We start from the raw sequence: 12,729 nt of genomic DNA, 5'->3' as shown, positions 1-12,729 counted from the left end.
TGAGGTGTATTTTCTTGTTTTTTCCTCTGCTTTTTTGCTTGTAATCAGTATGTTTGCATCATTCACTAATCGCTGAAAAACAACTAATACTCAAAGATAAATAAAACTATGTCATCTCGTTTTTTTAGCTACATTTATAACTTGTATTATAAGAAAGCTTGTTGCTTTGTCAAGTACTATGTGCGTGATGAAGGAGTCTCGGAAGATATTGCTACTGAAGCCTTATTGAAAGTATGGAGGGAAATAAAAGTGGAAGATGTTGAGAGTACCCGTCGGTTGCTTATTACAATTTTGCGCAATAAATCTTATGATTATTTGCGGCATGAGCAAGTAAAACAGGCTGTTTTTAATGATATTTGTAATAGTCAGCGGCAAGAACTACGTATAAGTATCTGCAGTTGGAAAGAGGCAAGTCATTGTGAACTGTTTTCGGAAGAAGTGTGTCATATCTTGACACAGACACTTGCTATGCTTCCTGAACGGACGCAGAAGGTGTTTCAGATGATTCGTATTCATGAGATGACGTATCATGAAGCTGCCTGTCGAATTGGAATTTCTGCCAAAGGAATTGATTATCATGTGAGTAAAGCGCAACGTGCACTACGTATTGCCTTGAAAGATTATTTATAAACTGAGGAATAGATCAAATTATATAGTTGCAACGAATCCATGTTATTGATGGTTTTCGTGCATTGATAATGTTTTCGGGCTTTCAGTCCTTTTTACAAATTTGCCTTCATATTTTGCTGAATGGGTGCTTGTCCGATTGAAGATATGGAACTGTATTAATTTTAAAACAATGTGATTATGAAAACAGAATTATGGGTTGAGATGAAAGAACGAATTATAGTGATAATATTCCTCTTGGGCGTGTTTTTTATCAATACGCTGCAGGCAATGGAAAAGACGGATGCGACTCCACTGTTTAAAGTGTTAGTGCTCACTGAACGTGGTGGGCAACACGGTGGTTTCACCGATGCAGCACTTGCTTGGTTGAAAGATTTTGCCAGAGAGAACCGGTTTGAAGTAACTGAAATAAATAACACTTCAAAGATCAATGAGGCATTTCTGGCAGAATTTAAAGTGTTTATCCAACTGGATTTTCCGCCTTACACTTGGAGTGATGAGTCGAAAAAAGCTTTCGAACGTTATATTGAAGAAGGACGTGGAGGATGGGTAGGCTTTCATCACGCTACGCTGTTGGGAAATTTTGATGGCTATCCGATGTGGGATTGGTTTTCCGACTTCATGGGGGGGATTCGGTTTAAAAACTATATCGCTCCTACAGCGTCCGGTAAAGTGGAACTGGAGCAGCATTCGCATCCGGTGATGAAAGGAGTGAGTAAATCGTTTACTTTACCGCATGACGAATGGTATACTTTCGATCGTAGTCCCCGTCGTAATGTACGTGTATTGGCACATGTTGACGAATCCAGTTATGAACCGGCATCAAACATAAAGATGGGGGACCATCCTGTAGTGTGGGTGAATGAGAGAATGAAAGCACGTAATGTTTATTTTCTTATGGGACATCATGCGGATTTGCTGAAAAACAAGGACTTTACGACCATGTTTGGTAATGCTGTTCTTTGGGCTGCCGGGCCTGCTAAATGGTTCCCTCGTTTCAAGGTGCTGGCATTTTACAATCCACACGTTGAAACGGCGCATCGGGAGTTTGCCCGTGATGCAATGGATTTTCTTCATAAGGCTACTTATGGCGAAGGGTTCATTTGTGATACGACCAGTAACTGGAACAAGGTGAATGATGCGACTCTTCGTAACTATCAACTAGTTATCTCCCTGAATGATTTGCCTGCGCATACACGGGAACAGCGCATGGCTTTCCAGCGATATATGGAAAATGGGGGCGGATGGATGGGATTCCATTCTGCTAATTTTAACATGGAGGGTTTTGATTGGCAATGGTTTGTCGATTTTATTGGTGGTAGTGTGTTTCATCGCAATAACTGGCCGCCGCAACCTGCTAAATTGGTGGTAGACGATCCGGCACATCCAGTAGTCAAAGGTATGCCTTCTTCATATATTTCTCCGGCAAATGAATGGTATCAATGGAAACCAAGTCCCCGTGAACGTAAGAATGTGAAAGTACTTCTGACACTTTCACCGGAGAATTATCCGATTGGATTGAAAGATATTATACCTGACGGAGACTTGCCTGTGGTCTGGACTAACACAGATTATCGTATGATTTATCTGAATATGGGACATGGCGACCGCATCTTCTGTGATCCGACACAGAATTACCTTTTCTTTAATGCATTGAGATGGATTATTTCAACCAATAAGAAAGGAAATCCATTCCAATAGCTGTTTCCCTATGAGACACTGTCATTTTCCGATGTGGGAACTGGCGTGTCTCCATAGGGAACTGATAACTTACTTTACTTCTCTAATTGATTTTTCCTCAAGAGTGCTTCCAAATAGTAATAATCAGCATAGGAGATCGGTACGTCGATCTCATCTTTAGCAGGATAGTTACCTGTGGAATGGAGTAATAGGAATCCTTGGGTACTATCTTCTGCAGCGCGATAGTCTTGGTTGAGGCTGCTAATGATTTTGTCTGCTGTTGCTTTATACTGTCTGCCTTTTTCTCCTGATACATAGGTTGATAACTCATACAGGCCCGAAGCCATGACAGCAGCGGCAGAAGCATCTCTCGGAGAGTTGGGAATTGCAGGATCCTTCATATCCCAATATGGAATGAAATCTTTAGGTAAATCGGGCAGATGGAAGAAATAGTCTGCAATCTTTTCTGCTTGTGCCAGATATGCCGGATTATGGGTGAAACGATAACACATAGTATATCCGTAGAGTCCCCAGGCTTGTCCACGACTCCATACCGATTCATCAAAGAGTCCTTGATGCGTACACTTCATGCGAACAGTTCCGGTCTGTGGATCATAATCTACCACATGATAGGAAGAGGCATCGGGACGAAAGTGATTGGCTAGTGTGGTATTGGCATGATTGACAGCTATCTGATAGTATAAGGAATCCCCAGTCAGTTGGGTGGTGCGGAACAAGAGTTCCAGATTGAGCATATTGTCGATGATGACCGGATATTGCCACTTTTCGCGGTTGAAGTCCCATGAACGGATTGCTTTAACGGTCGGGTTGTAACGGGTACTTAATGTTTGGGCTGCTTGAATGATTACATTTCGGAATGTGGTGTCTCCGGTCAGTTCATAACCTTGCCCAAAAGAGCAATAGACCATAAATCCCAGGTCGTGCGTCCCACGATGGTTCTTAATTTCTTCCAAAGGCCAAGTGTGGGTGGCTGCCTGTTCTTTCCAATAATTATCCTTTGTGTAAGCATAGAGTTGCCATAATGAGCCGGGGAAGAAGCCGGAACACCAGTCCCATGGACGGACAATGCGTAAACTACCATCTTTCTCGATACTTCGCGGACTGATTCTTTTTTTATCTTTTGTATTTTTTCGGGTATCTGCCGTGCATTGGATGGCAAATTTCAGCTGATGGGCGGCAAAGGTAAACATACGGTCTGTTTCATTCGGTAATTGATTGGCATCGTCCGGATGTAAAAACAGTAAACTGAAACGGTCTTTCTTATTTTGGTTCCAATAACGGAAGAATGCTTTCTTATATTCCGTACGAGTAGGATCTAGTAAATAAAGTCGATAGAGATCTTTGCATAGCTCCTGCTGCTTACCCTGCCAATCGCTGATTTGCTTGTAAGGCCAGGCGGAAACCTCCTTGCCTAAAAAGTTTTTCAGATAATCGGCTGCTTTATAAATGTTTCTGCCATCTTCTGAGCTGGCTTGATGGATGGGAATATTTAGTTTTTGTGATATGGTGGCGATATCAATGAGATGCTGTAAATTGTATTCGGAATAGCCGAATGCTAGAGTGCGCCACAGCTCTTCTTTCTGTTTCCCATCCGGAGCTATTTGTTTGTAGATACGCTTTTCGGGAACCTGTTCCAGAATGGATTTAGCCAATCGGGTATTGCCGGTGTATAGGGCAAAAGCGATGGCTTGCGCATCATAGGCAGTGCTGTGGTTGTTCTTTTGTTTAGATTCTTCTTTTCCTTGTTTGCTATTCTGAATCCAGTCCAATAATTTGCTGAACCATGCTTTAAGGGCTTTCTGATCCTTTTTGCTGAAAGCGGCGGACTTTTCCAGTAACTGAACGCCTTCCAGCATTTCTACAAAAGAATAAGTATCTATTATACCGAAAGAACGACCTTCATCGTTTCCGTGACCGGGAGCTACCTGCGCATATTTAAGATGAGGATTCATCAAGGTTTCTTTATTGAGGAACCACACCTGCAATTGTTCTACAGCTTTTTGTGCATAACGTTCATCGTTACTGAAGTACCATGCCAGCGAGAGTGCGGTGACATTATTCGCCATGTTACCCAGGCGATTGCGATCCAGCTTATTTAATTCAGGGTTGGAGATACCGTCACGGTTTATATACGGTTTACCGTCAGGTTTAGTAGGATCAGGCCAGAAGTAGCGGGCTTGGCTGTAGTAGTCGTGCTTATTACCACTGATAGCTGTCTTTTCTTTCATCATAACAGAGAGGTTGGGCTGTTTCAAAGCCTGTTCCGCTCGCTCTAGCAATGCATTATAGGCGGTTTGGTAAGCTGGTTGATCAATTTGTTGCTTTACTTTTTCCAGATTTGTCTTATCCCAAATGGACTGGGCATGAGCCGGCATTAAGATGAGGAGGTATACAAAAAGTATGCAGATGCGTTTGGTTCGTATAAAGTTCTTCATGTATATACAGTTTTTTACAAAAATAAATATTTATAATTTCCTTAGTTTTATTCCATTCAAAAAATTTTTTCCGTTGATTGTTTTCAGCTGGATATTGATCTTGTTTTCTTTGGCAGGAACAATAAAACGTTTTTTTATAGCACGGAAGGTGCCACTCTCTGATGATGGACAACAGGCTTCTTCTACTTGTTGCCCATTGATTAAGATATGGAATGCGTTGCCGAGGCTGATTGTTCCGCCTTGTCCGCTACCCAGTAAATAGGGAATTTTTTCGCTGGTCTGGAAGATGTCTGCAAACAAAAGTTCGAGTTCATATATTCCGTTGGGTACATCGAACTGATAACCTTCCAGTCTGCTGCGGGCTGTCTGGTAAAGTGGATTGTCACCAGTCAGGGTAATTTCTGTTTGTGTGGATTCTTCGCGATTGTTCTCTCTTTTAGCAGTGTCATGTGTGATGTATCCCCAACTGCCAGGAGTATAAGGCTGGTCGGGCACCCATGTCAACTGACTTTCGTCGCTTGTGTAGAAACAATTGCTTCCCACGTTCACTGCAAGTTCTATTCCATTTATATTATCTTTTGTCAATTGGGCGGGAACGGGAGAAAAGTATACCTCAATGGCATCTTCTATATTTTTGCTTTTTGCTAGAAGTAGTTGTTTGCCTTCTCTGAATGGAACATTGAAACTGGCGGTGCAATTTTCGCATTGTTTCTTTCCCAGTGACTGTCCATTAAGGAAAAGTTCCACTTCAGGGAGATTAGTATATACCTTTACAGGCTGTGTCACTCTTGTTGCTCCTTTCTGGAGAATACCTGCACGATGAGTCCAGTCGCGCGATGCGATGTGCAGTACAGGAATATCTTTACGAAACATTGCTTTGTAATAGTAGAACACATCTTTTGGGGTACGGTTGGAATAGACTAACCCTTTGTTATTGATTCGGGGTGTCGCTTCATCCCGTAAGGCTGCCGAAAAATCAATAAAGTTCCAATGTGTTCCACCACAGATATAAGGAGTGTCAGTTATAACCGGAAGATAATGTTCCAGATATTTTTGCTGATATTCTATGCTAAAATCAAAACATTTCGGTTCAAAAGAATGTAGGCGACGATCTGAACCGGCACCATATTCGCTTACAATTATGGGGTGGGAAGGATATTGGCGATGTTGTTCTTCAAGAAAGAGGTCGAAGCTTTTTAGTTCGCCTCCATACCATCCTTGATACAGATTCCAACCTATTATATCGGTAATGTTTCCCAGTCCTACGGTATTGTAATGGTTACTTCCGTGAAATGCTATAGTGCTGTTGCGGTATGGATCTTCTTCTTTTAATACTTTTTCGAGCCGGTGTGCCAGTGCCAATGTACGTTCCAATACCGGCTTTTGTTCTTCTTGAGTTTTGTATTGGCGTTGGGTGACTAATAGGATTTCATTCATATATCCCCAAGTGATGATTGCCGGGTGATTGTAATGTTGGCGAATCATCTCACGCAGGTTTTGCTCACAGGTATTGGCATATTCTTCCGATTCGGGGACAATGTCAATAATTGGAATCTCTTCCCATGCCAGTATTCCCTGCTTGTCACATTGTTCGAGGATAGCCGGATCTTGCGGGTAGTGGGAAATACGGATAAAGTTGACTCCCATTTCTTTCATCAGCAATATATCTCGCCGGTGCATTTCGTCGCTAAGTGCCACTCCGAAAGGCTTTTGATCCTGATGACGACAGATGCCGTTCAATTTGTAAGGTTTTCCATTAAGTGAGAATCCGTTTTCTCCGTCAAAATGATACCAACGGAAGCCGATATGGTGACTTACACAGTCGAGTTGTTGCCGATTTTTCCGGTTTAATAAGGTTGTTTCTACTCGATAGAGGTGGGGAGTTTCCGGTGACCAAAGTTGTGGATTACTCACAGGTTTGGGCGATTCTTTAAATGTATAGTCCTCGCCGGGGGCTATTTTTACTGTCCGGTGCAGGCGTTGGATAATGCTGCCATCCGGGGCATAGAGTGTATTAATGATTTCTAGCTCCGTTTGGGTAGTAGCATCGTTGCGAAGGCTGCCTTTAATAAAGAGTGTGCCTTCTGATTCACTAACGTGCGGAGTACTGATGAAAATACCGTCCGAACCATTATTGTTGAGACAGAAATGTTGTTTGGGTACGGTTATAAGCCATATATCCCGATAGATACCGCCAAAAAAAGTAAAGTCGCCCGAAATGGGTGGCACATTGTCCTGTGCGTTATCTACCCGTATAGTTAATAAATTAGGAATGGAAAAAGAACAGAAAGGGGTAATGTCTATGGTGAATGCGGTATAACCGCCTTTGTGTTGTCCTGCCAATTGTCCGTTAATGTATATATCGGCAACTTGGCTGACTGCTTCGAATCGTAGAAAAATCTGTTTGTCCTTCCATTGCTCGGAAAGTGTGAGTGTTTTTTGATACCAGGCCGTCCCCCGATAATATTTTTTATCAGTATAAGCGTCCGTATTCCACGTGTGAGGAATACAAACGGGAGTGAAAGCCGCACTGTCCGGTTGTACCCCTTTGGCAAATAACCAACCAGAGTTGATTGTTCTCATTTCGCGTTGGGCTGTGGCATATTGGAAACATAAACTTAGGCAAGTTAGAAGGAGCAGTCGTGAAAAAAGTACTTTTCTTTTCATGATATTGTAATTGAATAGATGAAGAGAAGGCAGAATCAGGTCTTTGTCGGGACTCTTTGATTCTGCCTTTTTCCTCTAGTTAAAACAATCTATAACCTTTTTGAGAACCTATGAAGAATTGTTCAAGAAAAAATTACCATCCCGGATTTTGTACAATTAATCCCTCGCTTAGATTGACTGTATTTTGTGGCACCGGGTAGAGATACATCTTGTCATCCCATAATCTTTTTTCCAATTGTGTGCGACGATAGAATGAACCTTGTTGTCCGATTGCAACAGTTGGGTCTCCATACTGATCCATGCCATGGAACTGGGTCTGGTCAGCATCTTGGCCTTTGCCACAGATCATCCAGCGGCGGATATCAAAGTAACGTTGTCCTTCACAGAATAATTCGACAAAACGTTCGTTTTGGATTGCTTTCTGTTGTTTGGTATAATCTCCAATGATGTCTTTCTTCCCTGCATCCTTCAGTGCCTGATAGCCCGGAATACCGGCACGTTCGCGTACCTTATCAATATAACTGATGATTTTCGGGTCACGAGGATTTATTTCATTCAAAGCTTCTGCATAGTAGAGGTAGAAGTCTGCCAACCGGAAAAGGATGGATGGACGGCCAATATTACTATTATTGCTCCCTTGGAATGTGATTGATACATTTTTGAATTTGCTGATCATGTAGCCACATTTAGAGTTGTTTCCTGCCGGGCCTGCACCACCATCTTTGGAGAAATCCAATCTGTAATTAGGGTTGATCGCCATGTAATTAGCAAACCAACTTCTTCCTTGGTAAAGAACATCACGATAGAACCGTGGCTCACGGTCGGCATACATACTGAATACACGGTCGGTTTTGTTGTTGTTATCAGGATTTGCAACGTCGGCGAAACCTGTTTCGTTATAGTTGGTTCCGGGGTCATTGATGTTCAGTCCTTCTTTGGTGAAGAACATATCGACAGATTCCTGACTAGGTCCGATGTTGCCATAAGAAGAAGCAATGTCGCGTGGGGTTGTACGTTTTTCCATCTTGGTGTTATTACTCCAGTCGTTATTGGAAGTACACCATAATATTTCTTCCGTATAGTTTTGGAATAACAGATATAGGGTTTGGTTTACGTCCAGATTGCCGGCGTTATCATACTTTTCGTACAGTCTGTGTCCGGCAGCTTCTGCAGCAGTAATCAAATTCTCCAGATACGTTGCTGCTTTTTTCCATTTATTTTTGTCTTCGGCCGGGAACAGTTTCTTTCCGTCTTTATCTGCTAAATCTTGTCCGAAACCACCGTTAAACAATTTGGAAGAAGCGTAAACCCATAATTTGGCACGCAGTGCCATTGCTGTGATTTTAGTCGGGCGGACAATGTCATTCAGGTTATAGCCGTTGGCTCTGCCGTCAGCATCCACTGAAGTGACTACGGACTCGGGAAGATTACTGTCGGGACTGATAAGATCATTCAGAATCTTATCTATATGTTCTACCATTTCGTCTACAGATGGACGCATATAATCATTCACAGTAGGATAAGAAGCATCATCAATCACGGTGACAATGGGTGCAGGGCCATATAGCTCAAATAAACTGAAGTAGCTATATGCTAAGAAAAAACGAGCTTCGTCTTTCATCTGGGCCATTTCGGCTTCTGTTATGATTTCTGTACCGGAGCCAATGGCTTTTCCTCTTTCGAGGAAGATCATTGCTTGGCGGATATACTGGTAGAGGGTAGCCCAACGATGATAACCGGCATTGGCTGCTGTATATCCTGCTGTCATTACGTTTTTGGAACTGGCACCCTCGGAAGTCACTTCACCGCTAAGATTGGCCCAAGGGTTTCGGAATGCGTTCATTTCCGATCCCATTTCTGAATATTCGCTGATGCAATTGAATATGTTAGCATGCCATTGGCGGGTATATTTGGGGGTTTCGAATATTTCTTCGATACTTAAATCAGCCGATAGTTCACTGGATATATCCAGGTAATCAGAACAAGAATTGGTTCCGATACACAATCCTGCTGCCAAAACAGCCGTATATATAATGTTTTTTAGTTTCATGATTCTTTCCTTTTTTTAAAATGTAACTTCCAGTCCGATTGTCCAAGTGCTGGATAATGGATATTTAGCTCCTGAATTGGCTTTGCTCAATTCAGGATCCCAGTATTTAACTTTATCCCATGTTGCGAGGTTGGTTGCCTGTACATAAAGACGTAAGTTTTGCATTTGTAACTTTCTCAACTGTTTTTTATTGAACTGATAACCGAACTCTATATTTTTCAGACGAAGGAAACTTGCATCTCTATACCACCATGTACTAGGTTTAAGATTATAATCGAATGCAGTAGTATGCATACGGGGATAAAGTACATTCTGATTATATGGGTTGGATGCAGTCCAACGATTCATAGCTTCAGTACGTGCCGATGAAGCATCTTTACCGCCATTGAAAGGCATGAAGTTACTTGCTTTAGCCATTAGATTAACTGAGGTACCGGCACTACCCTGGAAGAAGATGCCACCAAAGAAACCTTTATATTCGAAATCTACAGCGAAACCGTAGACACACTTAGGGTTTTGAGAGTTCATTCCAGATAAGTAAGTTTGGTCATTTCCATCAATTACATTATCATTGTTTAAGTCACGGTATTTAATGTCACCCGGAGATACCTTTGCTCCCGGATTAGGCAAATGTGATTTCAGCTCATAACTTTCGGCACCGGTGACCGGATCACGGGTGATGTTGAAATCATCCGGAGTGTAAAGACCGTCAGCTATATAAATGAATGGTGTGCCAATAGTATTTCCAGTCAGATCCTGATAGGGAAAAACATGTTTGATTTCATCACATTCGATAATCTTATTTTTCGTGTAGGTGAAATTGCCGCGGAAGGTCATATTCAACTTACCGAAATGTTCTTTGTAAGTGATATTACCGTCAATACCTTTGTTTGTTACGATACTGAAGTTTTGAAGTGGCCCTTGGCGTAGCCCTGTCATTGATGGTATTGAATTACGAGTTTCCAAAATGTCGTGACGACGGTTGGAGAAATAGTCAACAGACATATCGATACGTCCTTCGAAAAGTCCTAAGTCGAATCCGGCATTGATTTTATCTTCAATTTCCCAATGCAAAAGCGGAGCGGCCGGTCTTTGTTCGCTGGCACCTGCTATCCAGTGAGTGCCTGTAACATTGGTTAGTGCATTAATACCAAGATTGTATCCGCTGGCATTGGCATTTACTGTAGGACGATATGGGAAGCGTGTGACACCATTACCTAAATCGTCATTACCGGTACGTCCGTAAGAAGCTCTCAGTTTCAACTTATTTACCACCTTTTCCAATGGTTGCATGAACTTTTCATGGCTAAGGAACCAGGCACCACCAATAGCCGGGAAGATACCCCAACGTTCTCCTTTCGCAAAGTTTTCACTACCTGTCATCCCAAAACTTCCTTCGAGCATATATCGGTTGTCAAATCCATAAGTGAAACGTCCTACAACGCTCTGTTTACGATAAGGCAGCAAGTTTAATCCGGATTGATTTTGTTTTTGTGTCTCTTTCTGATTATATAGAAGCATACCGGTTACATCGTGCTTTTGAGCAAATGTGTTTTTATAGTTCAAAGAAGCTTCGATATATATTTTCTTACTGCCACCGGTAGAACCGTTACTGGGATTGCTCAAGGCACTCCCGCTTTCTTTCAATGTATAAATGAGGTTTCCTTCCGAATCCCGTCCGCCGCCATTACTTTTATTAACGTAGTAAGTGGTTGGAGTCATAGCACGGTTTACATACTGTTCAGATTCAGCGTCAAAGCTTAATACACCTTTTACCGATAATCCCTTAGTGATAAATTCAAGTTGTTGTTCCAGACTGATCTTAGATTGTATGGTCGCTTTCCATGACTTGCTGTAACCACTATAATAAAGATAGTTGAACGGATTACGACGATATCCGCCATTATCTGCCTGATAATGTTCTGCCGGTGTTCCATCCGAGAAAATCATTGGAATCAAGTGAGTCGGGAATAAAGTCATCGTGCTGAAAATCTCGTCAGATGTTTTGCTCGGTGCTACACGGTTGATGTACTGCCCGCTCATATCGACAGCCATTTTGGTTGTTTTCGTCAAATCAAAGTCTACATTAGAACGGAGATTGTAACGTTTGAAGCTGACATTGGTGTCTACTCCCTCCACAACTTTGTTCTTTTTATAAATACCGTCCTCTGTATAGTAGGCACCGGAAACGAAGAAACGTACACGCTCGCCACCACCACGGAAGTTGATGGTATAGCGTTGGTTTTGTGTATGTTTACGGAGCATGCTCATCCAATCTGTATTAGGATATAGATCGGGGTCGCTGCCGTTACGGTATAATTCCAGTTCTTCATCACTGGTAGTAGGTTGAAATCCAACTTGTGGGTTACCCGCGTCATTCCATTGTGCTTCGTTGTAAAGACTTAGGTAATCATAGGAATTAAGCAAAGATGGAACACGCATCGGAGTAGAAATACCATACTGTGCACTGACATTGACACGGGTTTTTTGTTGTTTACCACGTTTGGAAGTAACTAAAATAACACCATTGGCACCTTCAGCGCCATATACTGCTGTGGCGGACGCGTCTTTCAATACGGTGAAAGATTCAATTTCGTCTACGTCAATATCACTCATGGAACGAGGTACACCGTCTACCAATACGAGTGGATCTGTACCACCTGCATAGGAACTTACACCACGAATCCAGAACTGTGCGTCATCCCATCCCGGTTCACCGGAACGTTGTACGGCAATAACACCTGAAATTTTACCGGCAATGTTGTTATTCAGGCTTCGGCTTGAAACATGAAGCTCTGCCGGGCCGATAGTTGACATGGAAGCTACAACACTTTCCTTTTTCTGTTGTCCGTAACCGACTATAACAACGTCTTCCAGGTTGACTGCATCTGCTTCCATACGTATATTGATTGTACGTGTGTCTTTTTTTACTTTCTCGACGACAGTTATGTAACCGACATAGCGGAATTCCAGTTCATCACCTTCGGCAGCATTGATGGTAAAACGACCGTCAATGTCGGTGGCTGTACCACGTGAAGTTCCTTTTACAAGTACAGTGGCTCCGATGATAGATTCTCCATTAGTGTCCATAACTACACCCGTGATTGTTTTTTGTAAATTCTTTTGTGTTATAACCTGTGCATCGGCTACTTTATTGGCTATACCGGAAGGGTCTGCTAAAACTATGCCCGGTTGCATTGTTATAAATAGAGCAAACAAGGCTGCACAATATTTAATCTTTTTCATTGT

At 42.3% G+C, this 12,729-nt stretch carries 6 protein-coding genes and 1 pseudogene; 3 read left to right on the top strand and 4 right to left on the bottom strand.

The genetic code is table 11. From position 1 onward, the window contains the following. Window positions 1-108 precede the first annotated feature (108 nt). The 3 genes and pseudogenes from I2I13_RS16310 (at window position 109) to I2I13_RS24540 (ending at window position 2,328) form a co-directional block, all read left to right on the top strand. Complete coding sequence (locus I2I13_RS16310; protein ID WP_195649990.1) at window positions 109-630, top strand: sigma-70 family RNA polymerase sigma factor; 522 nt, start codon at window positions 109-111, stop codon at window positions 628-630. Between the two features lie 297 nt (window positions 631-927). Then, window positions 928-1,593, top strand: a pseudogene (locus tag I2I13_RS24545) (ThuA domain-containing protein); the annotation flags it as partial. After that, the gene (locus tag I2I13_RS24540; protein WP_223225920.1) at window positions 1,570-2,328 is read left to right on the top strand and encodes a ThuA domain-containing protein; all 759 of its coding nucleotides are present in this window, start codon (window positions 1,570-1,572) and stop codon (window positions 2,326-2,328) included. The pseudogene I2I13_RS24545 and the gene I2I13_RS24540, both read left to right, overlap by 24 nt. A gap of 74 nt (window positions 2,329-2,402) precedes the next feature. Here I2I13_RS24540 and I2I13_RS16300 read toward each other — a convergent pair whose 3' ends face one another. The 4 genes from I2I13_RS16300 to I2I13_RS16285 all read right to left on the bottom strand — a co-directional run bounded on the left by I2I13_RS16300 (window position 2,403) and on the right by I2I13_RS16285 (window position 12,726). After that, window positions 2,403-4,763 (bottom strand): alginate lyase family protein, encoded by a 2,361-nt coding sequence (locus I2I13_RS16300; protein ID WP_195649988.1) that lies wholly within the window; start codon window positions 4,761-4,763, stop codon window positions 2,403-2,405. Between the two features lie 30 nt (window positions 4,764-4,793). Beyond that, window positions 4,794-7,430, bottom strand: coding sequence for a glycoside hydrolase family 2 TIM barrel-domain containing protein (locus I2I13_RS16295; protein WP_195649987.1), 2,637 nt, complete (start codon window positions 7,428-7,430; stop codon window positions 4,794-4,796). 133 nt (window positions 7,431-7,563) lie between these two features. Further along, on the bottom strand, window positions 7,564-9,480 hold the full coding sequence (locus tag I2I13_RS16290; protein WP_195649986.1) for a RagB/SusD family nutrient uptake outer membrane protein: 1,917 nt from the start codon (window positions 9,478-9,480) through the stop codon (window positions 7,564-7,566). 15 nt (window positions 9,481-9,495) lie between these two features. After that, window positions 9,496-12,726 (bottom strand): TonB-dependent receptor, encoded by a 3,231-nt coding sequence (locus I2I13_RS16285; protein WP_195649985.1) that lies wholly within the window; start codon window positions 12,724-12,726, stop codon window positions 9,496-9,498. Window positions 12,727-12,729: the final 3 nt, after the last annotated feature.

The organism is Bacteroides sp. D55t1_190419_B8, from assembly GCF_015558905.1.
Classification (GTDB): Bacteria; Bacteroidota; Bacteroidia; order Bacteroidales; family Bacteroidaceae; genus Bacteroides; species Bacteroides vicugnae.
This window is presented reverse-complemented; position numbering and strand designations above follow the sequence as displayed.

Excerpts from the sequence above, each read along its gene's own strand:
- I2I13_RS24540 (WP_223225920.1), top strand. The coding sequence starts at position 1,570 with ATGTTTGGTAATGCTGTTCTTTGGGCTGCCGGGCCTGCTAAATGGTTC.
- I2I13_RS16295 (WP_195649987.1), bottom strand. The coding sequence starts at position 7,430 with ATGAAAAGAAAAGTACTTTTTTCACGACTGCTCCTTCTAACTTGCCTA.
- I2I13_RS16290 (WP_195649986.1), bottom strand. The coding sequence starts at position 9,480 with ATGAAACTAAAAAACATTATATATACGGCTGTTTTGGCAGCAGGATTG.
- I2I13_RS16310 (WP_195649990.1), top strand. The coding sequence starts at position 109 with ATGTCATCTCGTTTTTTTAGCTACATTTATAACTTGTATTATAAGAAA.
- I2I13_RS16285 (WP_195649985.1), bottom strand. The coding sequence starts at position 12,726 with ATGAAAAAGATTAAATATTGTGCAGCCTTGTTTGCTCTATTTATAACA.
- I2I13_RS16300 (WP_195649988.1), bottom strand. The coding sequence starts at position 4,763 with ATGAAGAACTTTATACGAACCAAACGCATCTGCATACTTTTTGTATAC.